Genomic DNA, 14,813 nt, shown 5'->3' on the forward strand with positions numbered 1-14,813 from the left:
GGTGTGCGCCGTGCGGCGCGGTTCTCGGGGGAGAGGAGGGTTCTCGGGGGCGGTGCAGGAGGAGCGCTGCGGGACGCTCCTCCCCCGGCCCGTCGCGCGGGGGCGCTCCGGGCCGGGTGGAGAGGGGATCAGCTCGCGAAGGTCCAGGTGAGCGGGAGCGAGGCGGACAGGCCCTGGTAGGCGTTGGTGGCCGACGAGTCGAGGGTCACGGCGATGGAGAAGGGGGTGGAGGTGCCGGGGGTGACCGGGGCGGTGTTGAGGGTCTTGACGGCGGAGCCGGCGAGGGTCGCGGCGGTGCCCGTGAAGACGGTGGTCCCGCCGGAGGTGATCACGACGTTGAGCTTGCCGCAGAAGTCGGTGGCGGAGCCGGAGGCGCCGGCCGCGACGTTGTTGCTCTGCGAGCAGGTGGCGCCGGGAGTCAGCGTGAAGGTGTTGGCGGCGACGGTGCCGGTGTTCTTCAGCGTGATCGCGGTGGTGACGGTCTGGCCGGGGACCATCGTGGTCGATCCGCCGAACTTGTTGATGGTCGCGCAGGTCGCGGTGTTGGTGCTGATCGAGCCGCCGTCGGTGCTGAGGCAGGTGATGGGGCTGGCGCCGGTCGACTTCTCCTCCATGACGAGCGAGCCGGAGGCGGCGGTGTTGCCGGTGTTGGAGATGCTCGCGACGAAGCCGGACAGGGTGCCGGACATCGAAACGGAGAGGAGAGCGGCGGCGGCGATGCTCGTCGCGATGGCGAGGGGAGCGAAGCGGACGCGCTTGGACTTGGCGGTGTGGGTCGACATGGCAGGACTCCTGATCGGGTGGGGCGGGCTGATGCTGAAGGGGAAGGGTCCGGCTGGTGTTCCGCCGAACTCGATTGACCGCTAAGTTACTTGATGGCAAAGATACATTGCAATCGTTCTTTCACCCCCTGTCCGGGTGACAGGCCGGGACCCCCGAGGGCGACCCGTACGATGACCCCAGCCCTACCCCGAGAAGGACGAATGACCACCGAGAGACCGACCCCGCGCGACGTCGACCAGGACGCGCCCGCCGTGCAGCTGCGGCAGTCGCTCCGCCTGCTCGAGAACGCGCAGCGGCACCTCCGCGCGAGCATCGCCGCGGGCGTGGGCGTGGGCATCTCGGAGCTCACCGCGCTCGAGGTCCTCGGCGAGTCGCCCGACCTCACGCCGAAGTGGCTGGGTCTGGAGCTCTCTCTCTCGACGGGCGCCGTGACCGCGCTCCTCGACCGGCTGGCGACCGCCGGCCACGTCGACAGGCTCGCCAACCCGCAGGACCGCCGCAGCGTCCTCCTGCGCCTCACCGCCTCCGGGGAGCAGCTGCTCGCGCAGGTGGACGAGCGCTACGACGAGGTCAGCGCGGAGGTGCTGAAGGCCTCCCCCGGGCTGAACGGCATGGCGGACGACCTGGCGCGTGCCGCCGCGGTCATCACCGCGCACACGATCCGCTGATCCGCGCCAGTCGCTAGGAGTCCAGCGCCCGGGTCAGGGTCCAGACGTTGCGCCCCTCCGAGCGCTCGTGCTCGAACGTGGTCGTCAGAGCCTGGATGAGAGCGAGCCCGCGGCCCGACTCCGCGAAGACGTCCGGCATCTCCCGCGGCCCCGTGCCGATGTCCGGCGGATCGGCCGTGTCGACCAGCTCCGCGTGGATCGCGTCTCCCTCGACGCGCACGACGAGGCGGCAGACGATCGTCGTCGTCGACGTCGCGTGCTGGATGACGTTGTCGACCAGCTCGACCAGCGCCGTCTCGACGGCCATGCGGTCGCGGGCCGGCAGGTCCGGCCGCTCGCCCCAGAGCCCGGCGAGCATCTCGTGGACGACCTCGGTGTCGTCCGGGGGCGTGCGGAACCCGACGCTGCGCTCAGTCACGGTACGCGTCGCCGGCCGTGTCGAAGAGGGTGAGCACCCGGTCCAGATTGGACAGCTGCAGCACCATCACGACCTGCTCGCTGGGCGCCGCGATCCGCAGGTCGCCGCCCGCCTGCCGCGCGGTCTTGAGAGCGCCGACCAGGGCGCCGAGGCCGGAGGAGTCCATGAACGTCACCGCGCTGAGCTCGACGACGATGCGGGGGCTGCCCTCGTCGATCGCCCGGCGGACGGCCGAGCGCAGCTCCGGAGCCGAGGCCGCGTTGAGCCGCCCCTCCCCCCGCAGCACGGCGATGTCGGGGGCGGTCGTCTCGGTCGTGAACGTCATGCGGGGTCCTTCTCGGCGGAGCGGTCGGCGCCCGTGCGGGTCAGCACGAGGGCGGTGATGTCGTCGGACGCGGAGCCGGAGGCGGCGAGCGCCTTCAGCGCCTGCAGGAACGCGGCGGTGTCGGCGGAGTCGCGGGCGAGGTCGACCGCGCGCGCCAGGGACTGCAGCGTCCCGTCGTAGAGGTCGAGGACGCCGTCGGTGAAGGCCAGGAGCGAGTCGCCGACCGCGAGCTCCACGGTCTGGGTGATCCAGCCGCCGTCCTCCGCGATGCCCAGTGGGAGGCCCAGTGCCGCGAGCCGCTGGAACGAGCCGTCGGCGCGGAGGAGGACGGTGAGCCCGTGGCCCGCGTCGACGAAGTCGATCCGGCCGGACGCGGTGTCGAGGCGCCCGTGGAAGAGGGTCGCGAAGGTCTCGGTGGCCGTGAAGTCGTCGTGCAGCTGGGCGCTCACCGCGCTGACGACCGCGTCGGGGTCGCCGCCCAGGCGCGCCCGGAACGCGGAGCGGATCGACGCGGCCACGATCGCCGCCGCCGTCCCCTTGCCCATCACGTCCACGAGGGTCAGGTCGACCGTCTCGTCGTCGCCGCGCCAGCTGTAGAAGTCGCCGGTGATCGTCCACCGCGGCAGCGAGAGCCCCGAGAGCTCGTAGCCGGCGGGGTGGTGGAGGGAGGAGGGAGCCATCTGCGTCTGCATGTCGGCGGCGCGGTCGCGCTCCGCCGTGTCGCGCAGCTCCCGCTCGACCCACTCGCCGAACTCCTCGAGCAGCTGCCGCTCGTCCGGGGTGAGGCTCCGGGGCACGAAGTCGATGAGGCAGAGGGTGCCCAGCTGCAGGTCGCCCTCGACCGACAGCGGCCGCCCGGCGTAGAAGCGGACGTGCGGGTACCCCGCGACGTGCTCGTGCCCGGCCCACGCCTCGTCGGCACCGAGGTCCGGCACGACGAAGGTGGTGCGCTTCTCGAGCGTCGCGTCGCAGAAGGTGCCGGCGCGCGGGTAGGCGAGCACGGCGTCCGGACGCTGCGGGGACTTCGTGAACAGCGTGGTGTCGTCGAGGAAGTGGATCTCGGCCACGGGCACGCGGAACAGCTCCTCGGCCATCCGTGTGATCCGGTCGAAGCGCTCCTCCGGAGCCGACCCCATCATCTCGAGCGCCACCAGCCGCGGATCCTGCTCGGCCTCGATCATCCGTGCCCCCTTCCCCCTGCGCGCCGCGCCGGGACTCCCCGGAGCGCACACGCACCTCCGACCGTATCGCCCCGCTTGACGGGTGGGGGACCTTCGGCGCCTCTGTACCCCTCACGGGGTACGGCTGTCGCAGATCGCGCGGTCGGGAGCGTCGGCGGTGGCCGATCCCGGCCGTCCTCGCCTCCGCCTCTTGCCGCCGGACGGAGCGGACCCCTACTCTTCACCCGACGCTCCCCCGGCGACCCGCGAGCACCCGAAGCCCGCAGGCTCGTGGGCGTCGCCTCAGGAGCGCCCGTGCCCACTCAGCCGCGTCCCCTCCGCCGATCGCGCGCGGAGACGAACCGACCCTCTCGATCCGACGCGCCCCGGCGCGGGAGCCCACTCGCTGCGGCGCTCCTGCTCGTGACCGTCCTGATCCTCCCGCTCGCCACCGCGCCGACAGCGTCCGCCGTCGACTCGGCGGGCGACGAGTACGACGCGATGCGCCTCGCCCTCGTCGCCGATCTGACGGGCACGATCCCGGGAAGCGGGAGCGTCGGCGGCCTCGCCGCGGCGAAGGGCCGCCTCGTCGCCGAGGCCGAGGGCTACTGGTCGACGCTCGAGACCGACGGCGGCGAGCCCTGGCCCGATCTGGTCACGGGCACCTCGGCGGTGGAGGTGTGGACCGCCTACAAGCGGGTCACCGTCCTCGCGACCGCGCTGAAGACCCCCGGCACCGCCCTCAGCGGCGACCCGGCGCTCCTCCGCGACGTCGTCACGACCGCCGACTGGCTCTCGGCGAACCGCTACAACCGCTCCACCACCGGCACCTCCCGCTGGTGGGAGCAGCAGATCGGCATCCCGCTCGAGCTGAACAGCATCACCGCCCTCCTCTACCCCGACCTCTCGGCGGCGCAGGTGCAGGCCTACCTGTCGGCCTCGACGCGCTTCGCCGACACCGTCACCCGGACCGGCGCCAACCGCGTCTGGACGGCGGCGGTCATCGCCGGGCGGGCAGTGCTTCTGAAGCAGCCGGCGAAGATCGCGGAGGCGGCCGCCGGCATCGACCCGGCGCTGAGGACGGTGGCGTCCGGCGACGGCTTCCACGCCGACGGCTCCTTCGTGCAGCACAGCGTCTTCGCCTACAGCGGCGGGTACGGGCTCTCGATGCTCGACACCCTCGACGACCTGTACTCGCTGCTCGACGGCTCCCGCTGGGAGATCACGAGCCCGGAGGGGCTCGGCGTGTACGACCGGCTCGCCTCCTCCTTCGCCCCCGTCACCTGGTGCGGCGCCGTGATGTCGACGGTCCGCGGCCGCGAGACCGCGCGGGCGGAGTCGGAGGACGGCGACGTCGGCGTCCAGCTGCAGGCGGCGGTGCTGCGCCTCGCCGACAGCGCCCCTCCCTCGGCCAGGACACGGACGAACGCGCTGGCGAAGAGCTGGCTGGCCTGCAACGCCGGCAGCCCCGTGAGCATCGAGACGGCCGGGTCCGTCAGCGACGTCGTGCGCGCGCGGCTCGTCCTCGCCGACACGGGCCTGATCGCGACCCCGATCGGCTCGGGCGTCCGGGCCTTCGCCGGGATGGACCGCTTCACGCGGACCACGGCGACCTCGGGCTTCGCCGTCGGCCTGTCGAGCACGCGGATCGCCCGCTACGAGTCGCTCAACGGCGAGAACCGCAGCGGCTGGTACACCGGCGACGGAGCGACGTCGCTCCACCTGGGCAGCGGGCGCCAGTACGACGACGGCTACTGGGCCACGGCGAACCCGTACCGGATGCCCGGCACCACCGAGGACACGATCGTCCGGAGCGCGGGCGAGGGCGCGTCGTCCCGCCCGACGACGACCTTCACCGGGAGCCTCGAGAGCCCGTCGCGGCGGACGGGGATCGCGGCGCTCGACTTCGACGCGGCGTCGGTGAGCCTGGTCGCGAAGAAGGCCTGGTTCACCTTCGACGACGAGATCCTCGCGCTCGGCTCCGGGATCACGGCGACCGACATGTCCGGGACCGGCTGGGACGGGGTGCGCCGGCGCGCGGAGACGGTGATCGACGACCGCCGCGACGTCGCTCCCGACGCGAGGCTCCGCGTCGACGGCGTCCTCCGCGGTGCGGAGGCGACCGCCACGAGCACCGCCCGCTGGGCCTCGATCACCGGCTCCGCGGAGTCGGTGGGCTACGTCTTCCCGACGCCGATCGCCCTGACCGCGCAGGGGCGGACCCGCACCGGAGCCTGGAGCGCCGTGAGCGCCGCCGGTCCGACGGCGCCGGTGACCGGCCACTACTACTCCCTCACGACGAGCCACGGCACGAACCCGACCGGCGCCTCGTACGCGTACACGGTCCTCCCCGGCGCCTCCGAGGCGGCGACCGCCGCGTACGCGGTGGACCCGGACGTGACCGTGCTCAGCAACACCCCCCAGCTGAGCGCCGCCCGCGACCGCTCGACCGGCACCGTGAGCGCCGTGTCGTGGAAGGCCGGGACCACGAGCCCCGTGCTCGTCGGAGGCACCCGGGTCGCGAGCATCACCGGCGCCGGCCTGGTCTCGATCCGGGAGGACGCGGACACGGTGACCGTCTCGACCGTCGACCCGACGCAGGTCTCGACGAGCGCGCTCACCGTGACGCTCGCGCGGCCGACCGCGGGCACGGTGTCCTCGAGCGCCGCCCTGAGCGTGACGAGCAGGACGAGCACCGCGACGACGATCACGTTCCGGCCGAGCGGGCTGAAGGGAGCGACGGCGTCCATCGTGCTCGCGAAGAGGGCCGCCACTCCGGTGCCGACGGCCACGCCCACGCCGACCGCCACCGCCGCGCCGACCTCGACCTCCACGCCGACCGCCACCGCGACTCCGCTCGCCGCCGTCGGGGCCGGCACCCACCAGAACGGCTCGCCGGCCGTCGCCGTCACGGGCACCTGGTCCACCACCTCCTCCTCCGCGGACAGCGGCGGCGGTGTCTCCTTCTCGTCGACAGGGGGCGCCTCCGCCACCCTCCGCTTCACCGGCACCGGAGTCTCGTGGGTGAGCCGCCGGTCCAGCACGTCCGGGATCGACGAGGTCCGCCTCGACGGCGTCCTCGTGGCCTCGGTCGACCGCTACAGCGCCACCACCCGCTCCGCCCAGACCGTCTGGACCAGCGGGACCCTGCCCGCCGGCACCCACACCGTCACGATCACCCGCGGCAGCACACGGAATCCGGCGGCGACCGGGGGCAACCTGATCCACGACGCCTTCGTCGTGAGGGGCTGACCGCCCGGCTATCACCGGCCGCAGTGCCTGGCCAGGCCCTCGCCCGGTGGCGGGCGGGCCCGTAGCGTCGCCCGGACCGATCGACCCGCCGGGGTCACGACGAGAGGACGCGCCATGAGCAGCACGAGCGACATGATCCGGAGCCACCCCGAGGAGCTGCGAGGCGTCGATCCGGAGGTCCTGGCCGAGTGCATCGACGCGTGCGGCGCCTGCGCACTCACCTGCACCGCCTGCGCCGACGCGTGCCTCGGCGAGGAGTCGGTCGCCGAGCTGGTCCACTGCATCCGCACCGACCTCGCCTGCGCCGACGTGTGCGCCGCGACCGGCGCCGTGCTCTCGCGCCGCGGCGTCGTCGGATCCGCGGCCGTCCGTGCCCTCGTCGAGGCCTGCCTCCTGGCCTGCCGCGCCTGCGCCGACGACTGCGAGCGGCACGCCGGGATGCACGAGCACTGCCGAATCTGCGCCGAGGCCTGCCGCCGCTGCGAGCAGGCGTGCGAGAGGCTGCTCGCGCAGCTCTGAGCGCGGGCTCCACCGCGGAACACCTCCCCCACCGGACTCGACGGGCGGCTGTCAACCGTCCTGCCCTGAGCGTCCGGCGCTCCTACGGTCGGTGGCGAGCACGGCGTCGTCGGGGCTCGGAGCGATCGCAGGCGGTCCTTCCGTCCCCGACGATCCGCAGACGCTCGAGATGGAGGACGACCGTGGCCCAGACCAGCACCGAGCGCGACCGCACCGCGCCCGACCCCGACGACTCCCGCAAGCCCGACGGACCGACGGACGTCACCAAGCGCTCGTGGGGCTACGTCCTCAAGAAGACGCTCCGCGAGTTCGGCGCCGACCAGTGCACGGACATCGCGGCGGGGCTGACCTACTACGCCGTCCTCGCGCTGTTCCCCGGGCTGCTCGCGATCGTCTCGATCCTCGGCCTCTTCGGCCAGGCCGAGACCACGACCGACACCGTGCTCGAGATCGCCGGCGGGTTCGTCTCGGCCGACGTCCTCGACACGGTCCGCGGCCCGATCCAGGAGCTCACCTCCAGCCCCGCCGCCGGCCTGGCGTTCGTCACCGGTGTCCTCGGCGCCCTCTGGTCCGCCTCCGGCTACGTCGGCGCCTTCGGGCGCGGCATGAACCGCGTCTACGAGATCGACGAGGGCCGCCCGATCTGGAAGCTGCGCCCCACGATGCTCGCCGTCACCCTCGTGACGGTCCTCCTGCTCGTCATCGCCGGACTGATCCTCGTGCTCAGCGGTTCGATCGCGCAGACCATCGGCGACGCGATCGGCCTCGGCGAGGTCGCCCTGACCGTGTGGAGCATCGCCAAGTGGCCGGTGCTGATCGCGATCATGGTCGTCATCGTCGCGGTCCTCTACCACTGGTCCCCCAACGTGCGGCAGCCGAAGTTCCGCTGGACCAGCATGGGCTCGATCCTCGCCCTCGTCGTCTGGGCGCTGGCCTCGGCCGGCTTCGCGTTCTACGTCGCCAACTTCAGCAACTACAACAAGACCTACGGCGCCCTCGGCGGCGTGATCGTCTTCCTCCTCTGGCTCTGGATCACGAACCTCGCCCTGCTCTTCGGGGCCGAGTTCGACGCCGAGCTCGAGCGCGGCCGCCAGCTGCAGGCCGGCATCGAAGCCGAGGAGCACATCCAGCTCCCGCCCCGCGACACCCGGCAGAGCGACAAGAAAGCCGAGAAGCACGCCGAGGACGTCGCCGACGGCCGCGAGCTCCGCGAGAGCGCCGGACACCCGGAGCGATGACCCCGATCGGGCGGGACCTCCCGGCCCATTAGGGGCACCGCCTTCCCAGGGCAACCCTCTTGAGGCCCCGCGGGCGGCGCGCGGAGGCTGGATGCATGCGGAAACTGCACTACTCCAGCGGCCACCTGCTCGTCGGCGACCTGACCTGCAAGGCGGTCCTCCGGTACGCCCGGGCCCTCGCGGACGTCAGCAAGTCGGATGTCGTCTCGGTGCCGGTCCTGACCGAGGGCGGCGGACGCGCCTACGCCCACCTGCTGATCGGGCCGGCGAGCCAGCTCTGGTCGGTGCCGATCGACAGCAGCGAGGTGGAGGAGCCGGACGACGCGGAAGTCATCGCCCACATCGAGCTCGAGACGCGCCGCATGCAGCCGGCCCGCCCCTCCTGGAGCGAGGAGATGACGGACATCCCGCCGCTGGACTTCCTCGAGTACACGGACATCGCCGACCTCGAGGACGCCCGGCGCGACACGACGGACTAGGCCGCCGCCGGCTCCTCGGTGGAGCGGGAGTCGCTGAGGGACAGCGAGCCGATCGTCGCGATCACGCCGACGAGGACCGCCACGACCAGGAAAGCGACCCGCTCACCCGCGAAGAAGCTCCGGACGAGGTCTGCGCTCCACGCGCCCGCCGGGAGGGTGGTCGCCACCAGTGCGGCGATCAGCGTGCCGACGACGGCCGTGCCGATGCTGGTGCCGATCTCCTGGGCCGTGTCGTTGAGCGCCGCACCGATCGAGGTGCGGTTCGCGGGCATCGCCTCGACGAGGGCGACGGCGCAGATGGTCATGATCGTCCGCAGGCCCACCGTCATCACGACCATCATCACGGCGATCGCGAGGTAGCCCCGGTCCACCGCCCAGGACATCCCGAGCAGCGCGCCGACCAGGAGCCCGGTGCCGATCAGGCAGGCCGCGCGGTGCCCCAGCTTCGCGGCGAGGCGCTCGGTGACCGGAGTGGCGGCGAGCATCGTGACGATGACGGGCAGGTTCGCGAGGCCGGCGCGCACCGGGCTCCAGCCATAGGCGTACTGGAAGTGCAGGATCAGGCCGAACAGGACGCTCGCGAAGGCGACCGAGGCGCCGAGCTGCGTGAGCGCCGCTCCCCGCGCGGGGCCGGCGCGGAAGATCGCGAGGTCGATCATGGGCGAGACGGCGCGGCGCTCGCGGACGACGAATCCCGCGACGGCGGCGACGGTGCCCGCGGCGCAGGCGATCGTGAGGAGCGACAGCCAGCCGTTCTCGACTCCGCTGGTGAGTGTGTAGCAGCCGAGCCCCACCGCGGCGACGGTGAGGGCGGTCCCCGGCAGGTCGAGCCGACCGGAGGTGAGGTCGGCGCGCTGGTCCGCGGGAACTCCGAGGCGCACGCCGATCCAGACCAGCAGCGCGATCGGGGCGTTGACGACGAGCAGCCACTGCCAGCTGACGGTGCTGAGGATCGAGCCGCCGAGGAGGGGGCCGAGGACCATGCCGGACATCCCGACGATCATCACGATCGTGATCGACCGCATGCGGAGCCTCTCGTCGTCGAAGAGCCGGAACACCAGCGACATCGTGACGGGCGCCATGGCGGCCGCGGCGCAGCCGAGCGCCGCGCGGAGGGCGATCAGCTGGCCGATGTCGGTGACGAGGACGACGGCGAGGCTGATCAGCCCGAACGCGGCGAGGCCGGTGAGGAGCACGCGGCGGCGGCCGAACCGGTCGGCGGCGGACCCGGCTGTCAGCAGCAGCCCGCCGAAGGTCAGGGAGTAGGCACCGGTCACCCACTGCAGTCCGGCGGTCGACCCGTCGAGTGAGCGTCCGATCGTCGGGAGGGCGATCGAGAGCAGCGTGTTGTCGACCATCTCGACGAAGAACGCGAGGCAGAGAGCGGCGAGCGGGAGTGCCGCGGAGCGGAGGGAGGTGTGAGCGCGGGACTCGGCGGACGTGGTCGTCGGAGCGGACATCGAGGCGCCTTCCTATCGAACGCCGTTCGACTCTCGTACGGCGTTCGATAGTATGGAACGCCGTTCGGTAAGATGCAAGCCATGCCTGCAGATCGCCCGACGGAGACCGCTGCCGCGCCCTCCCCCGCCCGGGGCCGCCGCCGAGCGTCGCACTCGCTCGACACCGTGCTGGCCGAGGCGATCGCGATCCTCGACGAGTCCGGGGAGTCGGCCCTCACGTTCCGCGCGCTCGCGGCCCGACTCGGCGGCGGTGTGGCGAGCATCTACTGGTACGTCGGCAGCCGCGACGAGCTGCTGGAGCGGGCGACCGACGAGGTCATGGGTCGGGTCCTCGCAGACAGCGAGCCGCTCACCCACGGGCCGGACCCGATCGACAACGTCCGCGCCGTCGCACTGGCCCTCTTCGACGAGTGCGTCCGCCGACCCTGGTTCGGCCTCTACATGCTCCGCACGACCGGGGTGCAGCCCAACTCGATGGCGATGTACGAGCGCCTCGGGCAGCAGCTCATGGCTCTCGACCTGACGCCCCGGCAGCGGTTCCACGCCGTGTCGTCCATCGTCAGCTACGTCGTCGGAGTCGCGGCCGACCTGGCGCAGCCGCCGCCCCGCGAGTTCCTCGAGAGCGGGATGGAGAGAGGCGAGTTCCTCGAGCATCTGGCCGACCGCTGGCGCGCCCTCGATCCGGAGGAGTTCCCCTTCGGCCACCACGCGGCCGACGTCATGGCGACGCACGACGACCTCGACGTGTTCCGCTCCGGCCTCGACCTGCTGCTGGCCGGGCTCCGGCTGCAGGCGGGGCGGGGCTGAGGCCGGGTCAGCTCCCCGAGGTCCGCCGGATCGCCACCACGGTCACGTCGTCCGCCAGCATTCCCTCGGCCGCCAGGCCTGTGACGCCGGCGACCGCGTCGGCGGCGGTCGCAGGGGCGGCGACGGCCGCGTCGGCCACCCGGTCGAGGGCGGCGAGGGAGCCGTCGAAGAGGTCCAGCACGCCGTCGCTGCAGATCAGCAGCAGGTCGCCGGGGTGGAGTCGGAGGCCGGTCGGCTGCCACTCCTGCGTGCCGAGGAGGCCGAGCGGCAGGTGGGCGGAGGGGATGCGCTCGCGCGAGCCGTCGGCGCGGCAGACGATCCCGAGTCCGTGCCCGGCGTCGACGAGCGCGATGTCGCCGGTCGAGGCGCTGAGCCGCAGGTGGAGGAGCGTGACGAACGCGTCGTTCGCCGCCAGGTCCGGCTCGACGACCCGGTCGATGAGCGCCATCGTCGCCGCGGGGCCGAGGGCGGGAGGAGTGACGCGCAGGGCGGCGCGGACCGTGGCGGCGATCATCGCGGCGCCGACCCCCTTGCCCATCACGTCGGCGACGGTGACGGCGAGCCCGTCGGGCGTGCAGCGCCAGTCGAAGAAGTCGCCGCTCACCGTCCCGCTGGGCACGCAGGCGCCGGCGACGTCGTAGCCCGGGAGGTCCGGGACCGAGCGGGGCTCGAGCCGCCGCTGCACCCTCTCGCCGTCGGCGAGCTCCTGCCGCGAGCGGGCGGCGCCGGCGGTGAGCATCTGCGCGACCTGCTCGCCGCTGAGCGACGCCATGCTGAACGACACCACGACCAGCAGCACCAGCGTGATTAGCGTGGTGGTCGGGGTCCCGAACCAGGTCGCGAACAGCTCGCTGCGCAGCCCCGCGGCCAGGAATACGGCGAACCGGAGCGCGTAGTAGAGGGAGAGGGCGCCGGAGCTCAGCAGCAGCGGCCAGCGCGTGCGCGAGCGCCCGGCGCCGAGCAGCGTGATCTCGCGGGTCGACAGGCCGATGAGGAGCGCCATCGAGGCGAGGTAGAGCGGCCCTCCCGACCAGTCGTTGACGGCGGGCGAGTCGAGGCTGGACACGCCCGTCACCACCACGGTCGGAGCGACCACCAGCCACCACGGCGTCGGCCGGCCGCGGAGGGAGCGGCTCGCCGCCCAGACCGCGGCGGCGCCGGCCACGATGAGCCCGTTGCCGAGCGGATTCGCCCACACCTGGTCGGCCGTGCCGTCGCGGAGGTAGGCGAGCGAGCCGCCCATGAACAGCGCGAGCGCCGTGCACCACCAGAAGCTGAAGGACGAGCGCGTCGACCGGTAGGTGACCAGCGCGAACAGCAGGAAGAGGGTGAGGGCGGTGACCCCGAAGGCGACGCGGAGGGTCGTGGCATCGAGCAAGGCGGGTCCGTGGCCCTTCCAGGAGACCGAGCGGCGGAGCGGCGGACGGGCGCCGTGATCAAGGGGATCCTGGCACGGCGCGCGGGCCGTACGCGGCGCGCCGTGGAGGCCGGCCCCGGGGATCCGCGGCAGTGCGGCCCGTCCGCCCACCCGACGGGGGGAGCAGGAGGGGAGCCCGCACGTTCGAGGAGAGACCACCGCCCTCGCGCTCGATACAGCATCGCGTGTACCGTCGCTCCCGTGCCCGCCTCCGCGACCCTCACCCACTCCGCCGCTCTCGCGCGCCTCGGATCCGCTCTGGCGGACGAGACCCGGTCCCGGATCCTGCTCGCGCTGCGCGAGGCTCCGGCCGTCCCCTCCGACCTCGCGGACGCGCTCGGGGTGTCGCGGCAGGTGATGTCGAATCAGCTCGCATGCCTCCGCGGATGCGGGCTGGTGGAGGCCGTGAAGGACGGCCGGTACACCTGGTACCGGCTGGCCGAGACCCGGATCGCCGGGGCGCTCGACCACCTGCTCCGCCTGGCCCTGGTCGTCGATCCGGACTGCTGCTCCGGCGACGACTGCCGCTGCGCATGACCGCCCTGCGCGCTCCGCTCCTCCCCGCCCGCCGCCGCGTGCTGCAGAGGCGGATCCGCTGGATCGTCGGCGCGACCATCGCCTACAACGTGGTGGAGGCGATCGTGGCACTCGCCGCCGGGACGGTCGCGTCGTCCACCGCACTCGTCGCCTTCGGCCTCGACTCCGTGGTGGAGGTGCTCTCCGCCGCGGCCGTCGCCTGGCAGTTCTCGGGCCGCGATCCGGAGGCGCGCGAGCGCACCGCGCTGCGGGTGATCGCCGTCTCATTCCTCGGCCTGGCCGCGTTCGTCGCCGTCGACTCGCTCCGGGCGCTGCTCGGATTCTCGGAGGCCCAGCACTCCCCCGTCGGCATCGTGCTGGCCGCCGTCAGCCTGCTGGTGATGCCCGCGTTCTCCCTGCTCGAGCGCCGGACCGGCCGCGAGCTCGGCTCGGCCTCGGCCGTCGCCGACTCGAAGCAGACGCTCCTCTGCTCGTACCTCTCCGCCGCCGTCCTGGTGGGCCTGCTGCTGAACAGCACGCTCGGATGGACGTGGGCCGACCCCGTCGCCGGCCTCGTGATCGCCGCGGTCGCCGTCCGCGAGGGCCTGGAGGCCTGGCGCGGCGAGTCCTGCACGACGCCGATCTCCGCGCTGACGAGCGAGGACTCCGAGGCCTGCGGCTGCTGCTGACGGGGCGGGACGGGATGAGACGGCGCCGTTCGACCCGGGGCGTGAGAGCCGGTGCCTCACCTGCTCCGGGGTGGTCCTGAGCTGTCCCGGACGACGAGCGCGGGTCGCTCGGACGAGAAGGCCCGGTCGGCCTCGCCCTCCATCGCCCGGAGGAGCAGTCCGAACCCGCGGCGGCCGAGCCCAGCGAAGTCCTGGCGGACGGTGGTCAGCGCGGGCGTCCACATCCGCGCCAGCGGATGGTCGTCGAACCCGACGACGCTGATGTCCTCGGGTACCCGCAGACCCGCTTCCGTGATGCCCTTGATGACACCCATCGCGATCTCGTCGTTGCCGCAGAAGACCGCGGTCACGGTCGGATCGGCGACCAGCCGGGCGGCCAGGCGGCGGCCGGACTCCGGCTCCCACGTCGCCTCCAGCAGGGCGGGAGCCGGGGCCACCCCGGCGGCTCTGAGTGCGCGGCGCCAGCCTGTGGTGCGACCGTCCTCGCGCCGGGAGGGCGGGATGCGGACGTGGTGGACCGTCTCGTGGCCGAGATCGAGGAGGTGCTGCGTGAGCGCCTCGGCGGCATGGAGCTCGTCCAGCACCGCCTGCGGCCGCTTCCCCCGGACTCCGGACAGGGCGACCACGGGAACGGTCTCGGGCAGCGCCGCCAGCGTCGCGACGCCGGGCGGGTCGAACTTGAGCACGACGATGCCGTCCGGGCTCTGATCCAGCACGAGGGTCAGCGCGCGCTCGACGTGCCGGGGGTCCGCCGACTCCACCACGGTGATCGTGACCGTGTACCCGCCGCCGCGCGCCTCCTCCTCGATCCCCCGGATCGCCTCGGCGTAGCCGTACTGCGAGGTGTTGCCCGCGATGATCGCGATCGTCCGGGACCGTCGTGTGACGAGGTTCCGGGCGACGGCGCTCGGCCTGTAGTTCAGCTCGGCGATCGCCGCGAGGACGCGCTCGCGCTTCTCGGGCGCGACACGCGCCGCTCCCGTGAGCACCCGGGACACCGTCGGGACCGAGACCTCGGCGAGGCGGGCGACGTCAGCGATGACGGGGGCCCTCGACGATCTGTCCCGCGGCACCCGGTCTCG

General features: G+C 73.1%; 15 protein-coding genes. 8 read left to right on the forward strand and 7 right to left on the reverse strand.

Annotated features, from left to right (window positions below):
• Positions 1–128: 128 nt before the first annotated feature.
• Entirely contained in the window at positions 129–782 is a 654-nt protein-coding gene (locus C5C25_RS14285) for a hypothetical protein (RefSeq protein WP_104234050.1), read from the reverse strand.
• 201 nt (positions 783–983) lie between these two features.
• Here C5C25_RS14285 and C5C25_RS14290 point away from each other — a divergent pair, with 201 nt between their 5' ends.
• Positions 984–1,451 (forward strand): MarR family transcriptional regulator, encoded by a 468-nt coding sequence (locus tag C5C25_RS14290; protein WP_104224277.1) that lies wholly within the window; start codon positions 984–986, stop codon positions 1,449–1,451.
• Between the two features lie 13 nt (positions 1,452–1,464).
• On the opposite strand, the gene C5C25_RS14295 is transcribed toward C5C25_RS14290, so the two are convergent.
• Genes C5C25_RS14295 through C5C25_RS14305 form a run of 3 tightly spaced genes read right to left on the reverse strand, consistent with a single transcriptional unit; the run spans position 1,465 to position 3,375 of the window.
• Positions 1,465–1,869, reverse strand: a complete 405-nt coding sequence (locus C5C25_RS14295) for an ATP-binding protein (RefSeq protein WP_104227126.1) — start codon at positions 1,867–1,869, stop codon at positions 1,465–1,467.
• Entirely contained in the window at positions 1,862–2,194 is a 333-nt protein-coding gene (locus C5C25_RS14300) for an STAS domain-containing protein (protein WP_104227127.1), read from the reverse strand. Before C5C25_RS14300 ends, C5C25_RS14295 begins: the two co-directional genes overlap by 8 nt.
• On the reverse strand, positions 2,191–3,375 hold the full coding sequence (locus C5C25_RS14305) for a PP2C family protein-serine/threonine phosphatase (protein WP_104250988.1): 1,185 nt from the start codon (positions 3,373–3,375) through the stop codon (positions 2,191–2,193). Before C5C25_RS14305 ends, C5C25_RS14300 begins: the two co-directional genes overlap by 4 nt.
• Before the next feature lie 402 nt (positions 3,376–3,777).
• Between C5C25_RS14305 and C5C25_RS14310 the strand changes: the two genes are divergently transcribed.
• The 4 genes from C5C25_RS14310 (at position 3,778) to C5C25_RS14325 (ending at position 8,842) form a co-directional block, all read left to right on the forward strand.
• Complete coding sequence (locus C5C25_RS14310) at positions 3,778–6,606, forward strand: polysaccharide lyase 8 family protein (protein ID WP_104250989.1); 2,829 nt, start codon at positions 3,778–3,780, stop codon at positions 6,604–6,606.
• Positions 6,607–6,720: 114 nt separating this feature from the next.
• Entirely contained in the window at positions 6,721–7,125 is a 405-nt protein-coding gene (locus tag C5C25_RS14315) for a four-helix bundle copper-binding protein (protein WP_104250990.1), read from the forward strand.
• Between the two features lie 182 nt (positions 7,126–7,307).
• Positions 7,308–8,363 (forward strand): YihY/virulence factor BrkB family protein, encoded by a 1,056-nt coding sequence (locus C5C25_RS14320; RefSeq protein ID WP_104224283.1) that lies wholly within the window; start codon positions 7,308–7,310, stop codon positions 8,361–8,363.
• A 95-nt stretch (positions 8,364–8,458) separates the two neighbouring features.
• Entirely contained in the window at positions 8,459–8,842 is a 384-nt protein-coding gene (locus C5C25_RS14325) for a hypothetical protein (protein ID WP_104250991.1), read from the forward strand.
• Here C5C25_RS14325 and C5C25_RS14330 read toward each other — a convergent pair.
• A complete protein-coding gene (locus C5C25_RS14330) occupies positions 8,839–10,302 on the reverse strand; it encodes an MFS transporter (protein ID WP_104227133.1) in 1,464 nt (487 codons plus the stop codon). The two genes, C5C25_RS14325 and C5C25_RS14330, sit on opposite strands and share 4 nt — an antisense overlap.
• An 81-nt stretch (positions 10,303–10,383) precedes the next feature.
• Between C5C25_RS14330 and C5C25_RS14335 the strand changes: the two genes are divergently transcribed.
• A complete protein-coding gene (locus C5C25_RS14335) occupies positions 10,384–11,109 on the forward strand; it encodes a TetR/AcrR family transcriptional regulator (protein WP_219812210.1) in 726 nt (241 codons plus the stop codon).
• 7 nt (positions 11,110–11,116) lie between these two features.
• Here C5C25_RS14335 and C5C25_RS14340 read toward each other — a convergent pair whose 3' ends face one another.
• Positions 11,117–12,487, reverse strand: a complete 1,371-nt coding sequence (locus tag C5C25_RS14340; protein WP_104250992.1) for a PP2C family protein-serine/threonine phosphatase — start codon at positions 12,485–12,487, stop codon at positions 11,117–11,119.
• 240 nt (positions 12,488–12,727) lie between these two features.
• On the opposite strand from C5C25_RS14340, the gene C5C25_RS14345 reads away from it, so the two are divergent.
• On the forward strand, positions 12,728–13,063 hold the full coding sequence (locus C5C25_RS14345; protein ID WP_104224288.1) for a helix-turn-helix transcriptional regulator: 336 nt from the start codon (positions 12,728–12,730) through the stop codon (positions 13,061–13,063).
• Entirely contained in the window at positions 13,060–13,731 is a 672-nt protein-coding gene (locus C5C25_RS14350; protein WP_104250993.1) for a cation diffusion facilitator family transporter, read from the forward strand. Before C5C25_RS14345 ends, C5C25_RS14350 begins: the two co-directional genes overlap by 4 nt.
• A gap of 56 nt (positions 13,732–13,787) precedes the next feature.
• Here the strand turns inward: C5C25_RS14350 and C5C25_RS14355 are convergent, their stop codons facing one another.
• On the reverse strand, positions 13,788–14,804 hold the full coding sequence (locus tag C5C25_RS14355; protein WP_104251011.1) for a LacI family DNA-binding transcriptional regulator: 1,017 nt from the start codon (positions 14,802–14,804) through the stop codon (positions 13,788–13,790).
• Positions 14,805–14,813: the final 9 nt, after the last annotated feature.

Origin of the sequence: Rathayibacter sp. AY2B9 (genome assembly GCF_002931595.1) — a bacterium.
In the GTDB taxonomy this organism is placed as follows: Bacteria; Actinomycetota; Actinomycetes; order Actinomycetales; family Microbacteriaceae; genus Rathayibacter.